At 46.9% G+C, this 18,226-nt stretch carries 18 protein-coding genes; 8 read left to right on the top strand and 10 right to left on the bottom strand.

Going from position 1 to position 18,226, the window contains the following annotated elements:
- The 6 genes from CLV82_RS02410 to CLV82_RS02435 all read right to left on the bottom strand — a co-directional run bounded on the left by CLV82_RS02410 (position 1) and on the right by CLV82_RS02435 (position 3,676).
- The gene (locus CLV82_RS02410) at positions 1-414 is read right to left on the bottom strand and encodes a DsrE family protein (RefSeq protein WP_133642700.1); all 414 of its coding nucleotides are present in this window, start codon (positions 412-414) and stop codon (positions 1-3) included.
- Positions 415-425: 11 nt separating this feature from the next.
- Complete coding sequence (locus CLV82_RS02415) at positions 426-827, bottom strand: DoxX family membrane protein (protein WP_243744122.1); 402 nt, start codon at positions 825-827, stop codon at positions 426-428.
- Positions 828-909: 82 nt separating this feature from the next.
- Positions 910-1,275 carry a hypothetical protein gene (locus CLV82_RS02420; protein ID WP_133642701.1) on the bottom strand — a complete coding sequence of 122 codons (366 nt, stop codon included), beginning with the start codon at positions 1,273-1,275 and terminating at the stop codon, positions 910-912.
- A 115-nt stretch (positions 1,276-1,390) separates the two neighbouring features.
- Positions 1,391-1,909, bottom strand: coding sequence for a lactoylglutathione lyase family protein (locus tag CLV82_RS02425; protein WP_133642702.1), 519 nt, complete (start codon positions 1,907-1,909; stop codon positions 1,391-1,393).
- Positions 1,910-2,163: 254 nt separating this feature from the next.
- The gene (locus CLV82_RS02430) at positions 2,164-2,463 is read right to left on the bottom strand and encodes a hypothetical protein (protein WP_133642703.1); all 300 of its coding nucleotides are present in this window, start codon (positions 2,461-2,463) and stop codon (positions 2,164-2,166) included.
- Positions 2,464-2,524: 61 nt separating this feature from the next.
- Positions 2,525-3,676: a serine hydrolase domain-containing protein gene (locus CLV82_RS02435; RefSeq protein WP_166636658.1), complete on the bottom strand. Its 1,152-nt coding sequence runs from the start codon at positions 3,674-3,676 to the stop codon at positions 2,525-2,527.
- A 209-nt stretch (positions 3,677-3,885) separates the two neighbouring features.
- On the opposite strand from CLV82_RS02435, the gene CLV82_RS02440 reads away from it, so the two are divergent.
- The 6 genes from CLV82_RS02440 to CLV82_RS02465 all read left to right on the top strand — a co-directional run bounded on the left by CLV82_RS02440 (position 3,886) and on the right by CLV82_RS02465 (position 10,341).
- Positions 3,886-5,250, top strand: a complete 1,365-nt coding sequence (locus CLV82_RS02440; protein WP_133642705.1) for a mercuric reductase — start codon at positions 3,886-3,888, stop codon at positions 5,248-5,250.
- A gap of 370 nt (positions 5,251-5,620) precedes the next feature.
- Positions 5,621-5,827, top strand: coding sequence for a hypothetical protein (locus tag CLV82_RS02445; protein ID WP_133642706.1), 207 nt, complete (start codon positions 5,621-5,623; stop codon positions 5,825-5,827).
- 317 nt (positions 5,828-6,144) lie between these two features.
- On the top strand, positions 6,145-7,890 hold the full coding sequence (locus tag CLV82_RS02450) for a SulP family inorganic anion transporter (protein ID WP_133642707.1): 1,746 nt from the start codon (positions 6,145-6,147) through the stop codon (positions 7,888-7,890).
- Between the two features lie 70 nt (positions 7,891-7,960).
- Positions 7,961-9,307: an MBL fold metallo-hydrolase gene (locus tag CLV82_RS02455; RefSeq protein ID WP_133642708.1), complete on the top strand. Its 1,347-nt coding sequence runs from the start codon at positions 7,961-7,963 to the stop codon at positions 9,305-9,307.
- 59 nt (positions 9,308-9,366) lie between these two features.
- Entirely contained in the window at positions 9,367-9,924 is a 558-nt protein-coding gene (locus CLV82_RS02460; RefSeq protein ID WP_133642709.1) for a YeeE/YedE family protein, read from the top strand.
- Positions 9,925-9,927: 3 nt separating this feature from the next.
- Entirely contained in the window at positions 9,928-10,341 is a 414-nt protein-coding gene (locus tag CLV82_RS02465; protein ID WP_133642710.1) for a DUF6691 family protein, read from the top strand.
- A 181-nt stretch (positions 10,342-10,522) separates the two neighbouring features.
- Here CLV82_RS02465 and CLV82_RS02470 read toward each other — a convergent pair whose 3' ends face one another.
- Complete coding sequence (locus CLV82_RS02470) at positions 10,523-13,390, bottom strand: ATP-binding protein (RefSeq protein WP_166636659.1); 2,868 nt, start codon at positions 13,388-13,390, stop codon at positions 10,523-10,525.
- Between the two features lie 58 nt (positions 13,391-13,448).
- Positions 13,449-14,228 carry a DUF5602 domain-containing protein gene (locus tag CLV82_RS02475; protein ID WP_133642712.1) on the bottom strand — a complete coding sequence of 260 codons (780 nt, stop codon included), beginning with the start codon at positions 14,226-14,228 and terminating at the stop codon, positions 13,449-13,451.
- A 195-nt stretch (positions 14,229-14,423) separates the two neighbouring features.
- Here CLV82_RS02475 and CLV82_RS02480 point away from each other — a divergent pair, with 195 nt between their 5' ends.
- Together CLV82_RS02480 and CLV82_RS02485 are read left to right on the top strand one after the other, a co-directional pair.
- A complete protein-coding gene (locus CLV82_RS02480) occupies positions 14,424-14,960 on the top strand; it encodes a quercetin 2,3-dioxygenase (protein WP_133642713.1) in 537 nt (178 codons plus the stop codon).
- 294 nt (positions 14,961-15,254) lie between these two features.
- Positions 15,255-15,719: an endonuclease domain-containing protein gene (locus CLV82_RS02485; RefSeq protein ID WP_133642714.1), complete on the top strand. Its 465-nt coding sequence runs from the start codon at positions 15,255-15,257 to the stop codon at positions 15,717-15,719.
- 54 nt (positions 15,720-15,773) lie between these two features.
- Here the strand turns inward: CLV82_RS02485 and CLV82_RS02490 are convergent, their stop codons facing one another.
- Entirely contained in the window at positions 15,774-17,153 is a 1,380-nt protein-coding gene (locus CLV82_RS02490) for an MATE family efflux transporter (protein ID WP_133642715.1), read from the bottom strand.
- Positions 17,153-18,184, bottom strand: coding sequence for a ferrochelatase (gene hemH, locus CLV82_RS02495; RefSeq protein ID WP_133642716.1), 1,032 nt, complete (start codon positions 18,182-18,184; stop codon positions 17,153-17,155). The genes CLV82_RS02490 and hemH overlap by 1 nt, the downstream gene beginning before the upstream one ends.
- Positions 18,185-18,226 lie beyond the last annotated feature (42 nt).

An 18,226-nucleotide genomic window follows, 5' to 3' on the forward strand; every position in this document is an offset into this window, starting at 1 on the left:
TTAAAGGGACAGGCTTTTATAACCCTTGTTCTGTAATTGGAAGTTATGAAGAATCCCGTTATCTACTACTTTCACCTCCCGTGGCAGGCTGCCTGCATCTACCTTGAACTTTTTCAGGGAGAATCCACAGGCAACAATGGTCACACCTTGTGCTTCTGCTTCCTGCAAAAAAGGTGTCATCTGCTCTTTATCAGTAAGATCTCCGATATGCTGACCACACACGATCACCTGGAAATCTCCGAAACGGGTTCCCTCCTCTTCACGCAATGCCTGGGCGGTAAGTAAAATCGGTTTTAACTGCGGTATTTTCTTGGTCAGTACCACATAATTATGAACAGTATTATCCTGTGCCTTTACAGGGCTTGATAACAAAGTAGTAAGAGCTAGTATAAGACTTATATATAAGGTTTTCATGATATTCAGATTTAAGAGTTAATAGTGTTTTTTGTATCATTCAGGAGGAAAAATAAAAGCCCCCCGAGAATAGCGATGTTTTTAAATAATGGTCCCAGGGTGGTGATCTGTCCCACCTGGACAGTCAAGGTAATCGGGATCAGTACTGCTATTAGTACAGCAGCCATATAGCGGGGTTTTATGTTCAGTAAGAACAGTCCGGCCGCTGACAACATTACTACACCAGATATAAAAACCAGGGTTGGTGGTTCACCGAAAAAATAGGCGATCCCTTTAAAATTGACTTGTTCGATCCGCGCCGCAGTTTTCCCTGGTTGTAACAGGTGATTACCTCCTGCCACAAGAAAAATGCCACTCAGCATTGCCCGGAACAGGTGGACTGACAGCCGACTTGCTTTAATGTGTGCTTGCATCTTTAAGAAGATTAAGTCCGTAATAATTGAAAAACGTGCGCAGGCGGCATAAACGCCATGATGCGCAAACTTCAGAAAAGATTTAGATTAACCGGGGCGGTGGAGAATTGACCTCGTTGAAAAAAGCATAACGAGCCTGGAAAAAAGAGGTAATCTGGCGGTTCCCCGGGGATGGGGTAACAGACAGTACCGGTGCCTCGGGCATTTGCCAGGGCGCCGTACAGGGTATTGTCAGCTGTATCGCAGCTACAGTGGAAGTGGCAGTTTCGGAGACTTCGTCCCTACCATCTCCTGCGGAGTCGGTACTGAATCTTTTTTTACAAAATGGGTTTTCAACCTGCACGGCTCCATTACTAACCAGGGGAACAATGGCTTTAAACTGCATCGCTGCGAAATTGGCAGTTAGGGCCAGCAGGAAGATTATCGCTATGTATTTGGTACCCTGCATAAGCCACGAAGCTAGGAATTCATTTAAAGATGGTTTGTAACGTATGTTACAATATCGCTTTTAAAGTGCCGAGTGCACTGAAATAAAACTATGGACTGGTTAGTGAGCCTGCTACTTAACCGGTATAAGCTCCCGAAGAATAGGTCAGTTCGTAACTGTGCGAATACACCTCGAACACAATACCAAACGGGTCTTCCACGTAACACATTCGGAATGGCTTTTCGTCCGGGTAATATTCCCTGATCGGCATCCGCTGCTTCCCCCCGGCGGCTTTGATCTTTTCCACCAATCCTTCAATGTCCGGGTCTTGTACACAAAAATGGAACAGGCCGGTATTGAAGGGTTGAAAATCCGGGGCCTCTTTCTTCCCCAGGCTTTCTTTAAAGGAAAAAAGCTCTATTCCTATCCCATCAGAAGTAGCCAGGTGGGCAATCTGGAAAGACTCCCAGCCTTCTCCGAATACATCGATGCACATTTTTCCTATCGCAGTTTCCGATTCTTCTTCCACGGTCGAGGGTTCCATGATCACGTACCACCCCATGATCCCGGTATAGAAATCTACTGCTTTCTGTATATCCGGTACGGTTAATCCAATATGAGAGAACGAACGTGGGTATGCTGATGGCTTTTTCATGATATATGTTTTTGCAAAGATAACTATTGACGCCTTGTGAGGTGAGTTCTTAATGTAGAGTCTTGACTCGTGCGCGAGCATCAGCCCCACCTTATAGAGGGGTAGTTCACCAGGAATGCTCATATTATTCTTGTTGACAGTTATAACAAAGCCAGAAAAAGGTCAGAACCATAGGGGGAATAGAGGTAGTTATTTGATGGTCAAATACAATATATACATGACCAGAAATGACCTGAGGGTCCAGGCCGCAGTTCTTACCCAATGTGCAGGGGGCCCTGGTAAACAGCGGTGCTTATCCAGATGACACCTAATAAAGCGGTGTTAAGAATATACAATACAGAGAAATCGTGCCATAATAACCACAAACAACTGCCCAGTTCTATCACCATGGCCGGCACCACCACATAGCCCGTAACCATATTTTTTTGTTCATAGTTACAAAATGCGTCCTGGGGTATATGTCTGAAAAGCGGGTAATGGACCACCTGGCAGAACCAGATCACCCCGGTCATGAATGAGGTTGCCAGGAAGTGGATTAAAAGAACAATATGCATAGTATGTTGCAATATTCAGCAATGACAAAAATAAAGTTTAAGCCTGTATTGGATTTTAATCCTAATTGTGTTCACGATCATTCTGCTCTTGCAAATACGTCATTACCGCTTGGTAGGTATCCTCGATCAGGCTGCTGCTGAACAGGCGATCGTTATTCATAAAAATTGCGATGTCCAAAGGACGCTGCAGGTGGTGGATGACGAAAGTATTGGTGCCAAACCAACCGCCGCCGTGGGTGGCCAGATCCTCACTGACCTCCCAGCCTTTGGCATAAAATGATTTCTTTCCTTCAAGGAAGGCTAATGCTTCTCCCTCTCCTACAGGGATGGGAATATCAGTGGTTGTAAAAATGTATTCATGGGTTTCCGGGGAGACGATCGATTTACTCCTCAGGGCCTGGGTGTAGGAAAAATAATCACTGATGCTTGTATACATCCCTCCTGCCCCCAGCAAACCGTTCAGGTAGTGACCGTCTACCTCCTGCCATTGCCCAAGGCTGTCTTTTTCATAGCAATAAGCACGCTTCTTTATCTCTGTGGGTTTCGCAAGGTTAAAGAAATGAGTGCGATTCATTCCCGCTTTTTTAAATACATGCTCCCGGGAGAAATCCGCAAAGTCCTGCCCGCTTACCTCCTCAACGATGGCTGCCAGCAATTCGTAGGTCCCGTTATTGTATTGCCATTGGGTCCCGGGATCCGATTGCGAGGGTGGGTTCTTCTCATAAAAGTCGACCACATCTTTATTCTGCGCGATCCTGGTACTGTCCCATTCGGTAAAGAATGCTTCCTCGGCGTCCGCCAGGCCTGAAGTATGATGTAACAATTGCTCAATGGTCACATTCCTGAAAACATCATAGGGATAGATGTTATACACCGTATCTGACAGGGAAAGTTTTCCCTGATCCACCAGGGCCAGTACCGCCAGGGCGGTAAACTGCTTACTGACCGAGCCCATACGCATATTGGTGTTCACTGTGATCGGGTCCTTAGTCTTCAGGTTTTTGAGACCATAGCCCTTACCGATGAGTATTTCGCCTTCGTAGGCAACCATCAGGGCTGCCCCCGGGTCGCCGGGCTTGACCACTTGTTCAAAAATTGAGTCCAGTTTTATCTCAAGCTCCGCCAGCCGTTCTTGTGCCAGTAGCTGTTTCTTTTTCCCATCCTGCTTACAGGCGACTGTTACTATAAATAACAACAGAATTAGTTTTTTCATCACATAAATTTTAACCGGGGGGAGTACAGTATTAAAGGTATTCATTTTTAGTAATTACCAGAGAGTGGTAGAACTCCAGACCAGATCATATCACTGAGTTTCATTAGCATTAGCCTGCAGCCTTGATAAGATCAGCATTCTCATTAATACCATCCAATCGCCATGATACATTCCGTATCTTTAAAAGCCTCCTCCCAAAACAGCACGACATGGAAAACTTCGAAAATATTATTATAGGATCAGGACAAGCCGGTACCCCGCTTGCATTTAAGTTATCATCCAAAGGTCAGACCGTTGCTTTTATTGAAAAAGAGCATTATGGCGGGACTTGTTTAAATACTGGCTGCACCCCTACCAAGGCCTATGTTGCCTCCGCCAGGCGTATTTGGGAGGCCCGTCACGGGGATGCACTGGGCATTTATATTCCCGAGGGGGCTTCAGCCAACCTCCACAATATTAAGAAACGAAAAGATGCCCTTATCAAGGGATCAGTAGACGGTATTGCAGACAGCATTAAAAAAAACGATAAGATCACTGCCTTTCACGGGGAAGCGCGGTTTACAGGTAATAAGGAAGTATTTGTGAACGGAAAGACTCTTACGGCCGAACGTATTTTTATTAATGTGGGAGGACGTCCGCGCATCCCGGAGGAATACAGGAGTGCCGGGCCGCTGACTAATAAAAGCATACTGGAATTGACCGAGCTCCCCGAGCACCTGGTAGTAGTCGGAGGTGGCTACATCGGGCTGGAATTCGGACAGATGTTTGCACGTTTTGGTAGTAAAGTGACCATCGTGGAACGGGGAAACCGTATCATCAGCAAAGAAGATGAAGATGTTTCCCAGGCTATTCAGGAAGCCCTTGAGGCGGATGGTGTCGATTTCCGATTAAAGGCTAATTGTATGGCCGCCAGGAGACTCGATAATGGCAAAGTGGAGGTTACAGTGGATTGTGATTCCGGTGAACCTACTGTTGTCGGCACCCATGTTCTGCTGGCCATAGGCCGGGACCCCAATGCAGATCTGTTAGACTTGGAAAAAACGGGCGTGGAGACCGACAAAAAAGGGTTTATCAAGGTGTCAGAAACCTTAGAAACTAATGTAAAAGGTATTTTTGCCATGGGCGACTGCAATGGGCAAGGGGCATTTACCCATACCTCCTACAATGATTTCCAGATCGTGGACAACCAGCTTTTCGGGGACGGCAGCCGCACCCTATCAGACCGGATCACAACCTATGGACTTTTTGTTGACCCGCCTCTCGGCAGGGTGGGAATGACCCTGGCCGAAGCCAAAGAAAAAGGGAAGAAGATATTAACAAGTACCCGGCCGATGAGTAAGGTGGCACGTGCCAGGGAAAAAGGCGAAACCCGCGGGCTGATGCGCGTGGTGGTGGACGCTGATTCCGAAAAGATACTCGGTGCCAGCATCCTTGGCACCGGAGGGGACGAAATCATCCAGGGTATTACCAACCTGATGTACGCCGGATCTTCCTACAAGGTTCTGCGGGATTCAGTGCAGATCCACCCTACAGTTAGTGAACTGTTACCAACATTATTGGAGGGCCTTGAATAGTTTTGGGAGTAGTCTTCCACAGCTTTAGCGAAGGGGGGCAAATTCATCCCACTGTGAGCGAGTTAATGCCCACGCACCTGGAAGGTCTGAAAGCAACAATTTGATCCTTACCAGGGCCTTAAAAACATCCCAGGCTTTGGCACAAACTGGTTATCAGTAACTTATAGCTACACCCCTTTATATCGACGAAATACACTCTCCTGGTAATTCATCGAGAAATGTTAAAGTCCGGCAATATGAACCGGCTGTTGCCGTTTTAAATTGCAACAGTGCTGAAATGATCCGGGCCGGGTGCCCGTCAGACTGTAACCGAACCATTAAGGCCTGTAGAAAGGGCTTGAAATTAACCTACTGAACCCCCGAATCTCAGATGGAGAAAAATCTTAAGATCAATGGCTTTTATTACAAAAAGAATGACAAACCTATTGAACACCATGAACGCGAGATGCTGATCCGCGATATCATGAAAGTGGTCAAGAAACATGGATTCGAGTTCTTTGGCTATTATAACTTCGTTTCAGACGAAGACGTTAACTTATTAGACCTGGATCTGAAGACCCCTAAGCTAACGTCATAAAGACAATCACTTGATCAATTCCCCCGGCACCCGAATTACGGGTGTCTTTTTTTATACCTACTCCATTAAACTCCCTTCATTTCAAAAGCAACTTTACGGCAGCGAGGTCTGCATGATCATGCTCGGGTTTAATAGATTAGGCTCCTCCGTTCCAATCAACAATCCCCTGAATAAAACACTTTATTTTACATCTTTCTCTGTATTTTCGAACAGCTGAAATAGCCTGGAAGGCCTTTTATATTCACGGTCTTGCCATGTAACTATAGTTACTTTCGGAGCCGGTTCTTACACGTACCTTTGCGAGCAAATAAGAGTATATGGTCAATAAATACATCCCTGTACTGCAATGGCTGCCCAAGTATAAAAAGGCGTTTCTCGCCGGAGACTTGTCGGCCGGTATCACGGTGGGCATCATGCTTATCCCCCAGGGTATGGCCTATGCGATGATTGCAGGACTGCCCCCGGTTTTCGGACTTTACGCCGCGCTGGTGCCCCAGGTGGTATACGCGCTGTTGGGTACTTCCCGGCAGCTGGCGGTAGGACCGGTAGCCATGGATTCGCTGCTGGTAGCTTCCGGACTGGGAGCCCTGGCTCTTTCGGGGATAGAGGAATATATTGCCATGGCCATTTTTCTCTCACTTTTCATGGGAGCTATACAATTAGTACTGGGGCTGTTCCGTATGGGATTCCTTGTAAATTTCCTTTCACGCCCCGTCATCAGCGGGTTTACCTCTGCCGCCGCGATTATTATCGGTCTTAGCCAGTTAAAGCACTTACTGGGTGCCCGGATCGAGGGCAGCAACCAGGTTCATATACTGTTGGGAAACGCGGTTAATTCTCTCGGTAGTACTCATCTTTTGACCCTGCTGATCGGGTTACTGGCCATAATATCTATGGCAGGTATCAAACAAGTGCATAAAAGCATTCCTGCCGCACTGGTGATTGTGGTCCTGGGTATTCTCTCCGGCTATGCATTTAATTTGGAAGCGATGGGAGTTAGCGTGGTGGGTGAGGTGCCGAGCGGCTTACCGGGCTTCAAATTGCCTGAATTCGATCTCAGCCGGGTGGCCGAACTACTGCCTATTGCTATGACCCTGGCGCTGATCGCTTTTATGGAGGCCATTTCCGTAGCCAAGGCCGTAGAAGAGCGTCATCATGATTACAAGATAGATCCAAACCAGGAACTCATAGCCTTGGGAACTTCTAATATTGTAGGTTCATTTTTCCAGTCCTATCCCACTACGGGTGGATTTTCACGGACTGCGGTAAATGACCAGGCGGGGGCGCGCACCGGGGTGGCCCCGGTGATCAGTGCTGTGATCGTGGGATTGACACTGTTGTTTCTCACCCCGCTGATATACCACCTGCCCAATGCCATCCTGGCGGCAATCGTGATGGTAGCCGTATTCGGACTTATCGATCTGAGGTACCCGGTCGAGTTATATAAGAACAGGAAGGATGAATTTGTACTGTTGATCCTTACCTTCCTGATCACTCTTACGGTAGGGATCAAGGAAGGAATATTACTTGGAGTGCTGGTTTCCCTGCTACTCCTGGTGTACCGCACATCCAAGCCACATATTGCCGTTTTGGGAAGGATAGAGGGAACAAATTACTTTAAGAATGTAAACCGTTTTGCGGAAGATATTGAGGTATTCCGGGAATTCCTTATTCTCCGCTTCGATGCTCAGTTGTATTTTGGAAACGTAGAATATTTCAAAGAACAACTGGAAAAGGAGATCCGGAAGAAAGGAGAAGACCTGCGGTTTGTGATCCTCAATGCCGAGGCCATCAGTTATATCGACAGCAGCGCTGTTTACATGTTAAGACAGACCATCAAGGAACTTAAAGCAAAGGGGCTTACACTGATGATCGCAGGGGCCATAGGCCCGGCCCGGGACATCCTGTACACCAGTGGCCTGATTGACGATATAGGTCGTGAAAACCTATTTGTTCGCACCTACGAGGCCTACGAGCACTGCCTGGACGCCAGTTGCAAAAGCCCTATAGAAGAAAGAATATCCACCCAGACCTTAAGGGCGATGCTGGGAAAACAGGAATGATCGCCGTTGTGGTCATCCTGGGTTAAGAATTAAAGAACGCCTTGTTTTAATAATATTAATTACATAGATCATGGAAATAAAACAATTTGAAGATAAACCGTTAGCACATTTTTCCTATGCCATACTGAGTGAGGATAAAATTGCCTTGGTAGACCCGGCTAGGGATCCAAGACCTTATTATGAATATGCTGAAGAAAACAATGCCAGTATAGTCGCTGTCTTTGAGACTCATCCCCATGCCGATTTTGTGAGCAGTCATTTACAAGTGCACCAGGAGACCGGTGCCACCATTTACGCCAGCAAGAAGATAGGGGCCGATTATCCCCACCAGGCCTTTGATGATGGCGATACGGTAAGTATGGGGAAGGTAACCTTCTCTGCACGGAATACTCCCGGTCATTCCCCGGATAGTATCACAATCATAGCCAAAGACGAGGCGTATAAAACTGCCGCATTTACGGGGGACACCCTCTTTATCGGTGATGTAGGGCGCCCTGATCTCCGTGAAAAGGCCGGGAATATGAAGGCCAAACGCGAAGAACTAGCATCTATGATGTATGACAGTATCAAAAATAAATTCACAGACCTACCCGACGATACCCTGATTTACCCGGCACACGGAGCGGGCTCTTTATGTGGTAAGAACCTAAGCAGTGCAAGTATGAGCACCCTCGGGAACGAACGCATGGGGAACTGGGCTTTTAAGGAGCAGAGCGAGGAAGAGTTTGTAAAACAGATCCTGGAAGACCAGCCATTTATCCCTGCCTACTTTTCACACGATGTAGACCTGAATAAAGATGGAGCCGGGCACTATGAGGCCGGTAAGGCAAAGGTAGCCTCGAAACTCAACGTTACTGCCCTGGAGGATGATACCTTGGTGGTCGACACCCGGGATGAAGAAGCTTATAAGAGCCGCCACCTGCCCAATAGTATCAATATCATGGCAAGGAACGAAAACGACAAGTTCGAAACCTGGTTAGGGTCTATTGTAAAACCGGGGGAGCCTTTCTACCTGGTAGCCAATAGTATCAAGGATCGGGAAGAACTTCTTTCTAGAGTAGCCAAGATCGGGTACGAATCACAGGTGAAGGCTTTGGTTACTCTCGGAAAGGGAGAACTTAATTGTGAACGTGAATTGGCCCTGGATTCCTTCATCAGCCACCCTGAATATTTTACGGTGGTTGATGTGCGCAACAAAAGCGAAGTGAACGAAGGGAAGATCTTTGACCACGCCCTGCCCATTCCCCTTCACGAGCTTAGAAATTCTATCGAAAAGATTCCGACAGATAAACCAGTGATCGTACATTGCGCGGGTGGATACCGCTCTGCAGCAGGCAGCAGTATCCTGAGTAAAGAACTGGACGCGGAGGTATATGACCTCAGTGAAGCCGTAAACGAATTCAAAGACAAGGATTAACCCCTGCTTTAATATATTAATCATGGCCGGTATGCCGGCCAACTCATTAAATTAAAACTATGAATTGGATCTTTGAACCCTGGCCCTGGTATATCTCCGGGCCGATGATCGCCCTGGTCATGTTCTTATTACTGATGGTAGGTAAGAACTTTGGAATGTCTTCTAATCTACGTACCATGTGTACCATTTGCGGAGCAGGACAGCAATCATCTTTCTTCAGGTTCGACTGGAAATCCCAGCGATGGAACCTGGTTGTGGTCCTGGGGGCTATAATCGGCGGCTTTATAGGCGCGCATTTGCTATCCCCGGATTCCGCAGTTGCCATTAACCCGGAAACCATATCTAAATTGGAAGTCCTGGGGTTTGATAGCGCCGGAGAGGCTTATCTCCCCACCGAACTGTTCAGCCTGGAAGCTATGACCAGTTTTAAAAGCCTGGCGGTGCTCTTTATCGGTGGTCTCCTGGTTGGATTTGGTGCCCGCTACGCCGGGGGCTGTACTTCCGGTCATGCTATCTCCGGGCTCAGTAACCTGCAAATTCCTTCACTCATTGCAGTGATCGGATTTTTTATTGGTGGTCTCGTAATGGTTCACCTGTTATTCCCTTTAATATTTTAAGACATGAGAACACTATCATATTTACTTATCGGGATCCTTTTCGGGATTACTATGTTCAAATCTGAAGCTGCATCCTGGTTTCGGATTTACGAAATGTTCCATTTTGACGCTTTCCATATGTATGGCATCATAGGGTCTGCCCTGGTTTTGGGAGTTTTAAGTGTACAGCTGATCAAGCGGTACAACATTAAATCATTCCACGGTGAGGAGATTCGCTTCCAGGATAAGAACCGGAGTTTTAGCCGTTATATGTACGGCGGTATCATCTTCGGGCTCGGGTGGGGCCTGGCCGGTGCTTGTCCCGGACCGATGTACACCCTGGTTGGCGCGGGATACCTGCCGATACTCGTGGTGATCTTTGCCGCTTTAATTGGAACATACCTCTATGGTTTGCTCCGGGAAAAATTACCACATTAAACAATTGAAGATTTCGGGCCTCCCCTAGTGGGAGGCCCGATCTTTTTAAACTCAAAGCCAGGGGGTAATTAATTTAAACTGCTCAGGCACGCTGCGCACATTATCATGTTGTTCAATATCATGATCTTCTTGTAATACCATTATTCGCTATTAAAATGGTAGACGTCAAAAAATCACCCCTTTACTCAAGTCCTACCCTGCTGGGCAACAACCCGAACTTCTCCTTAAAACTCTTGGTGAAATAACTCATATTGGAATAGCCGACAGAATAGGCGATTTCAGAAACCGAACCCACTTTCTTCTCCAGCATTTTTCTCGCTTCATTCAGGCGGATCTCTACGATCAGTTGGTTAGTGGATTTATCGGTCAGTGCTTTTAATTTCCTGTGTAACTGGGACCTGCTGAATCCTACTTCGCGGGCCACGTCTTCCACAGTTAAAAGCTCGTCATCCAACCTGGCCCGGATCACCTGAAAAACCTGCTGCAGGAACCTGTCATCCAGGGAGGTCAGCTCCAGATCCTCCACCAGAACCGTTTCCAGCTGCCGGAACTGCTCCCATATTTTCTTACGGGCTTCAATGAGATTCCTAATTCGAAGTTTAAGTTCATCAGAATTAAAAGGTTTTGTGAGATAAGCATCTGCGCCCTGGGTAAGCCCCTCCATTTTATTAGCCTGCCCTGCCTTAGCGGTCAGCATAATAACAGGGATATGACTGGTCTTTTGGTTGTTTTTTAAACTGTGACACAAAGCGTACCCGTCTTTTTTCGGCATCATCACATCGCTGATAATGACATCCGGGATATGCTCCAGGGCCATGCGTTCCCCCTGCTGCCCGTCCTTAGCTAATAACACCCTGTACTCTTGTTCCAATATACCGGCTATATAGGTGCGCAGGTCTTCATTGTCTTCTACAACCAGTGTCAGCGGTTGCCCTTCTTTTTTCAGCACAGGAGAGGGTCCGGACACTACTGCCTGCTGAACCGTTTCAGGCAATATCGTTGTATCCGTAATAGGACTTTCTTCCTGAAAATCTCCTGCTTGCAGGAGTTGACGGCTTACCGGCAATCTTATCTTGAAAGTGGTACCCCGGCCTTTGCTGCTGTTAACACTTATTTGCCCGCCGTGAAGATCTACCAGTTCCTTAACCAGGGCCAGCCCAATACCGGAACCTTTTTCCTCAGTTCCTTCGACCCGGTAAAACCGCTCGAAGATCCGGTTTAGCGATTGCGGATCGATCCCTTTCCCCGTATCCGATATCATGATCACCACGAATTCCTTTTCACTTTCAACACTGACGGTCACAGTTCCCCCTGATGGGGTATATTTAAAAGCGTTCGACAGGAGGTTACTGATGATCTTCTCCATTTTGTCCCTGTCAAACCATGCATTATCAATCTCCTCCGGGAAAGTTGTGTTGAGCCCAATATTCTGCCGTTCTGCCATACTCTCAAAAGAATACACCAACCTTCTTAAATACTTTATGACACCCCCCTGCTGCAACTTCAGCTGCACTGCGCCGTTTTCTAACCTGGAAAGATCCAGCAATTGGTCTACGAGAGCCTGTAGGCGAATTGCATTCTTATGGATAAGTTCATAGGACCGGGCAGGCAGGGCTACAGATTTTCCTGTCCCAACCGGACCGTGCTGTTGCAAAGGGCCTAATATGAGAGATAGTGGTGTCCGAAACTCGTGGCTGATATTGGCAAAAAATCGACTCTTCACTTCGTCGAGATCACGAATGCGCTGCATTTCTGCCTGGGAACGTTCATAGGTCAATTGATTCTCAGCTGCCTGTTTCCGCAATTGTTGCTGCCTGAAAGCAATTCCAAAGGAATAGGCCACAATCTGTATAAGGATACCAAAAGTATAGGGTTCAAAACCCGGGTCGATCAATTTTAAAGACCATAATCCCCCCATCAGGGTACAACTGGTGGCCAGGATTGCCCCTATCCCGAAATATCGGGCAAAGGGATCTTTCTGCATTGCGATTGCTACTGCAAGGATCAAGCCCAGCACCGAAAAGAAAATAATAAAATGATAGTGATACCCTGTGTCTGTATTAAGGATCAGGGGATCCCAGAAATGAACATACAAAATGGTTATCGCGAGCTTAACGATCATCAGAAGAGGCAGGGCCAGGAGGAACTTGTCCAATAAAGGAAATTTTTCTTTCGATTTAATAAACGCTCTTCCGAAGAACCAGAAGGTATACAGCATACTATTAGGGATAAGCAACCATATTGTAAACCGCCACTGGGGGTATTCGCCCAATAAGAATTTAGTTTCCAGTCCTACGGTCATCACCTGTGTAAGGGTGCAGAACAGCAGCCAGAGGGAAAACCATAAGAATATCTTCTCGCGTGTATATACCCACATTAGAAAGTGATATAACAGCGTGATAAAACTTATGCCAAGTACAAACCAGAGAAAGACGATATTGGAGGGATTTACGGGATGGTAGTCAGAATAAGACGGATGCCTGAGTGAAAGATTAAAATAGGGCCAATACCCAAAACTGTTCGAAGTAACGCGGACCAGGAGTGTGGTAGCTTCACCCGGGTCAAGGTCTAACCCTACACGGTTGAGCGCCCATGGCTCAGGAATCTCCCGTTCAGACGCAGGATAATCCACTCCTGCTTTACTGTGCTTCTCCAGAGTACCCTCCACGACTTTAAATACGTCGACCTTCCCGTTACTTCTATCCCAGAAAATAGTATTGATCAAAGGGTCTTCCAGGTGTAATTCCCATCCCCGGATTCCCCTGTCACTACGTAAAATGATCTTGCCCCAGTATACCACTGAAACCTGGAGATTTTTCCCGAATTTCTCCCTCTTCGCAAATTCATATGAAGGTCTGTTGTACACCTCTTTCCAGTCCATACGGCCATCTGGATCAGGTAGTATTAACAGCTTTTCCATTAACGGTTGTACCGGGTAGTCCGGGTTTACTGTATATACTTCCTGTCCTGCCAGTCGGAAGCCCACGCAGAAAAGCATCAACCCAAAGGTGATGCTTAATGATTTGCGGTATGATCTTTTGCCGGTCATTGTTAAACAGTTCACGGATCCCTGTGGGGAGAGAGCCGCGAACATTTTAAAAAAGGTACTAAAATTCTTCCAGACCCTCCATCAGGATGGTGTAGACCCCGCTGTCCTCGTCAAAGCAGATAGTAAGTTCATCCGGGTAATGGCCCGGGGTCTGGTAAGCGTCCGGTCGACGGATCTCGGAAGCAACACGAGTCTTACTGAGTAAAAAATCACGGGTTACCATAGGTTCCAGGAAATTCATCATTCCATCGTACTTACCATAAATAAAAGTATAGGTAAAGATGCCTGTGCCGGCTATCTCAGGGGAGAGCAGGTCTATCATATGAGCGCCCATACTTGGAACACCTCCAGGCGTTTCCAGGTACATAGGAGGCAGGAAACCATCAGGCATTGGCTTGTTGAATTGCTCATCATCTGTTGGTCCGATAGCGTCCCTTTCAGTCATGCCTATCATATAAAAGTGTATATCAAAATGAGGCAGGTCATATACTCCCGGGGGCTCGTGACCCATCTCGTTCCAATCCAGGGTAACATGATCGTAAGGTGCAACAGGTTTGTCCACAGGAAGTTCTAAAACGGTCTCATGCCCATGTGCATGACCGGTAGGCAGGTTTTCAAGCGCCTCTTCGGTGAACTGTATACCAATCGCTTTAGGATTTCCCCAGATATCGGTCTTAACAATGGTCCATGCATGGCCGTCCCCGATGGCAATTTGCTCCCCGGTATAGCTCGTTTTGTGATGATCCCCGGCATCTTCCCCGGAACCATGCCCGTAATACTCGCAGCCCTGTAATGCCAGCAGGCAAAACGCAAGGCCAATGTAATGTGTAGTTCTCATAAGGCTTTCATTTAATGTTCCTTACAAAATTGATATAAATGAGCTCAGGCAGCTGGCAGGAATAATGCAGATCCTAACACCCTTGTTGCATTCATCAGCCCATGCATCAAATCTGATAGTCGCTGCAACAGGGGTATTATCACTCCCTGATCACACTATTTAATTTTAGAAGACCTAATTAAAAATCAATCGATTATGAAACGAAACGAGTTTTTCAAAACTTCTCTCGCGGTAACCGCAGGAATTATGAGTTTGCCCCATTTAGCTACTGCCGGGATGCGCAAGGCGATCAATATCCTGGAACCTAAGATCATTCGTTCTGGGGAAGGAGAACGCTATAATGTATTGGGAGACAACATGATCTTTAAATTAACCGGGGCTGATACCAATGGTGCCTTTACGCTCATAGAAGAACTGAATGAACCAGGCACAGCTATCCCGATGCATGTCCACGAAAAGGAGGATGAAGTTTTCAAGGTACTGGAGGGCGAACTGGAACTCACTGTAGGAGGTAAGACCGCCGTACTGAAAGCAGGCGACCTGGCCTATGGTCCCAAGGGATTACCTCATAGCTGGAAAGTAGTAGGAACGCAAAAAGCACGGGTGATCCTGAGCGTCTTTCCATCAGGGATCGAGGAGATGTTCCGTGAGCTCGGATCCCTGCCTCCCGGGCCGCCGGATTTTGAAAAGGTCTCCGAGATCTGTGGTCGCTTCGATATCCGCTTTGTTTAACATCAAGAGTTCCTGGAGCACTTAAAATAAGAACGGTGATCCGCAGGGTTGCCGTTTTTTAATCATGGATCCTCTATTGCTTAAAAAGTGAATCCACAACATCCCCCTCGCAACTACTCACCTTGTTCTTAGTTGCTCTGCCCCCTTCAAAGGGGGAATCCCCGAGCATCGGAATATTGATTTCCCTATCCGGTATAAATTAACTTATTAAAAGATAGGTAAGAATAATTTATATCTGCAAGTTAATTGCAGGGAGGCTGGTTATTCTGAATCTACAAATCCATACATATTCTGATGAAGAATAAGATCATTCCTTACAACCCTGAACTAAGAAGATATGCACAGGAATTACGCAAGAATAGTACACTTTCTGAAGTCCTTTTATGGGATCATATAAAGAAGAAAGCTTTAGGAGTAGAGTTTCACAGACAAGTACCTTTATTGCATTTTATCGTTGACTTTTACTGTCATGAGTTGCAACTGGTCGTCGAAATTGACGGTGATTCCCACCTTCATAAATACGAATACGATGTTCGAAGACAAGGAAACCTTGAAAAATTGGGATTATCGTTTATTCGATTTACTGACCATCAGGTAAAGCAGGAATTATTTAGCGTTATAATTGATTTAGAAGAGCGAATACAAGTTCCAAGATCATCCCCGGAAACGATCCGGCTGTCTGAAACTATTATACCCATGCCAATTATTCACCTTTGTAAAGAAGCAAACTTGCCGATAAATTTTATGAATCCTGCGTAAATTAATTCCCCCTTTGAAGGGGGTGTCCCGCTGTGCGGGACGGGGGATGTACTACTACACTGCCAGCTCGCGCTTCACCTCTCGTCTCAGGAAGTAACCCGTAACCAAAGTGGACAGGAAATCCGCGATCGGGAAGGAGATCCACACCCCTAATTCACCAAAATACAGGGGAAGAACCAGGATAAGCGGGATAAAGAAAAAACCCTGTCTCGTAAGCGTCAGTAATAAGGCAGGCCGGGCTTTCCCGATGGCCTGGAAATATGCGGCCCCAATCAGCTGAATCGCGATCACGGGCGTTGCGGCGAATACCCATCGCATGGCAGCGGGGATATGTTCTAAAACAAAAGCATTGGTCGCCAGGTCTGCGGCACTCATCCCCGGCTGATCTCCCAGGAATAATCCGGCGATCTCTGCCGGGAACACCATCAGTAAAATAAAGACCACTGTTGCCAGGGCTGATGCATATTTGATAGCTGTACTGATACTTAATCGAACCCTCCCCCATTTCTCAGCCCCGTAATTAAAACTTGCTATAGGCAGGAAACCCTGGGTTACCCCGAAGACGGGAAAAAGGGCAAACATCAGCATTCGCCCAATAATTGCATAGACCGCCACCATGGCTTCCCCGCCCAGGCCAAAGAGGATGTTGTTCATCAGGAGGTAAACCACGCTGGTGACTGCCTGTCGTGCAAGGGTCACAAATCCCAGGGAAGATATCTCGCGTAAAATGGGCAAATTGAGTCCAAAATCCCTGAAACGGAGCTTTAATTCAGAGTTCTGGGACAAAAAGAACCATAAAACGTAGGAAAAACACAAAAAATAGCTGCCCGTACTGGCCCAGGCTGCCCCGTGCATTCCCCAGTCAAATACATAAATAAAAAGGTAATCCATAAAAAGATTACCTACGGAGGGTATGATCATGGCAACCATGGCAAATTTTGGCTTCCCTTCGGCCCGGATCACCGTATTACCCATCATACAGAGAGCAAGGAAGGGCACCCCGTATAGCACGATAGTATAGTAGATCTTGGCCGGGGCAAATATTTCACCTTTCCCACCAAAAGCAGGGATCAGGGTGTCAATAAAATATAACCCCAGGATCACCATAACAATGGTTACCAAAAGAGTCAGGGTGATCTGGTTTCCAAAGGTCTTTAGCGCTTTTTCCCTTCGGTCGGCTCCCAGGGCACGGGAGAGAATACTGCTCCCCCCTATCCCGATAGACATCCCGAGGGCAGCGATAAAAAATGAAACCGGTAATACCACGTTGATGGCGGCAATGGCAATTGAGCCGATCCAGTTTCCCACAAAGATACTGTCAACCAGTACATTGAGGCTCATCACCAGGATCCCGATAGAGGCCGGGACGGCCTGTCTCACCAACAATTTGCTGATGGGTTCTGTGCCCAGCTGTTCAGCAGACACCCTTGCCATCAGGCAGGAAGCATATTATGAACTTCCCAGTCCTCTATCCATTGCGACATCACCTGCACCCAGTCGTCCCGGTCGTTAAGGCAGGCAATATGTTTATATGATTTTCCGCCTGCTTCCAGGAATTCTTCTTTCCCTTCCATGGCAATCTCTTCCAGGGTTTCCAGGCAGTCTGAAACAAAAGCCGGGGTGATCACCGCAAGTTTGGTCTTCCCCATTTTAGGGAATCTTTCAAATTCGTAATCGGTATAGGGTTTAAGCCAGGGATCACCAGCCAACCTGCTCTGGAACGAGGTACTCACCTGGTCTTCGGAAAGCCCGAGGATATTCCTGACCGCTTCTGTCGTGAAATAACACTGGTGGCGATAGCAGGTATGATGTGCGATGGAATTGATACTGCAGCAGCTGCCATCAATTTTACAATGGTACTTGGTGGGGTCAGACTTCCTGATATGTCTTTCAGGAATCCCGTGGTAAGAGAACAGCACGTGGTCGTAATCAAAGCCGGCTAGTCCCTCTGCAATACTTTTAGATAATACCTTCAGGTAATTGACATTCTTATAAAAAGGAGGTAAGGTGGTTATTTTCATGTCCGGGAAGTACTTTTCCCTGTCCTCCATAGCCTTTACCACTACGGTCTCATAAGAAGACATGGCATAATGCGGGTATAACGGCACCAGCAGAACCTCATCCACGCCCTTAGATCGCAATTCTTCGAATCCTTTTTTAATACTCATTTTCCCATAGCGCATGCCCAGGGCCACAGGCATCTTGGTCTTCTTCTGCACCTTATCTTTAAATCGCTCGGAGATCACGATCAGGGGAGAACCTTCATCCCACCATATCTTACTGTAAGCCTTGGCAGATTTTTTAGGCCTGGACTGCAGAATGATCCCCCTTACAATTATGTTTCGAAGCACCTTGGGAACATCTATCACACGTTCATCCATCAAAAATTCGTCCAGGTAAGGTTTTACATCTTTAGGGGTGGGACTTTCCGGTGACCCTAGGTTCACGAGTAATACTCCTTTCACAACTTTTCTTTTTTGAACATCAAAAATACCAATTAAGAGGCA

It is taken from the genome of Zeaxanthinibacter enoshimensis, assembly GCF_004362865.1.
Taxonomy (GTDB): domain Bacteria; phylum Bacteroidota; class Bacteroidia; order Flavobacteriales; family Flavobacteriaceae; genus Zeaxanthinibacter; species Zeaxanthinibacter enoshimensis.

Excerpts from the sequence above, each read along its gene's own strand:
- CLV82_RS02430 (WP_133642703.1), bottom strand. The coding sequence starts at position 2,463 with ATGCATATTGTTCTTTTAATCCACTTCCTGGCAACCTCATTCATGACC.
- CLV82_RS02490 (WP_133642715.1), bottom strand. The coding sequence starts at position 17,153 with ATGGCAAGGGTGTCTGCTGAACAGCTGGGCACAGAACCCATCAGCAAA.
- CLV82_RS02460 (WP_133642709.1), top strand. The coding sequence starts at position 9,367 with ATGAATTGGATCTTTGAACCCTGGCCCTGGTATATCTCCGGGCCGATG.
- CLV82_RS02435 (WP_166636658.1), bottom strand. The coding sequence starts at position 3,676 with ATGAAAAAACTAATTCTGTTGTTATTTATAGTAACAGTCGCCTGTAAG.
- CLV82_RS02475 (WP_133642712.1), bottom strand. The coding sequence starts at position 14,228 with ATGAGAACTACACATTACATTGGCCTTGCGTTTTGCCTGCTGGCATTA.
- CLV82_RS02470 (WP_166636659.1), bottom strand. The coding sequence starts at position 13,390 with ATGACCGGCAAAAGATCATACCGCAAATCATTAAGCATCACCTTTGGG.
- CLV82_RS02485 (WP_133642714.1), top strand. The coding sequence starts at position 15,255 with ATGAAGAATAAGATCATTCCTTACAACCCTGAACTAAGAAGATATGCA.
- CLV82_RS02450 (WP_133642707.1), top strand. The coding sequence starts at position 6,145 with ATGGTCAATAAATACATCCCTGTACTGCAATGGCTGCCCAAGTATAAA.
- CLV82_RS02415 (WP_243744122.1), bottom strand. The coding sequence starts at position 827 with ATGCAAGCACACATTAAAGCAAGTCGGCTGTCAGTCCACCTGTTCCGG.
- CLV82_RS02445 (WP_133642706.1), top strand. The coding sequence starts at position 5,621 with ATGGAGAAAAATCTTAAGATCAATGGCTTTTATTACAAAAAGAATGAC.
- CLV82_RS02455 (WP_133642708.1), top strand. The coding sequence starts at position 7,961 with ATGGAAATAAAACAATTTGAAGATAAACCGTTAGCACATTTTTCCTAT.
- CLV82_RS02410 (WP_133642700.1), bottom strand. The coding sequence starts at position 414 with ATGAAAACCTTATATATAAGTCTTATACTAGCTCTTACTACTTTGTTA.
- CLV82_RS02440 (WP_133642705.1), top strand. The coding sequence starts at position 3,886 with ATGGAAAACTTCGAAAATATTATTATAGGATCAGGACAAGCCGGTACC.
- CLV82_RS02465 (WP_133642710.1), top strand. The coding sequence starts at position 9,928 with ATGAGAACACTATCATATTTACTTATCGGGATCCTTTTCGGGATTACT.
- CLV82_RS02425 (WP_133642702.1), bottom strand. The coding sequence starts at position 1,909 with ATGAAAAAGCCATCAGCATACCCACGTTCGTTCTCTCATATTGGATTA.
- CLV82_RS02480 (WP_133642713.1), top strand. The coding sequence starts at position 14,424 with ATGAAACGAAACGAGTTTTTCAAAACTTCTCTCGCGGTAACCGCAGGA.
- CLV82_RS02420 (WP_133642701.1), bottom strand. The coding sequence starts at position 1,275 with ATGCAGGGTACCAAATACATAGCGATAATCTTCCTGCTGGCCCTAACT.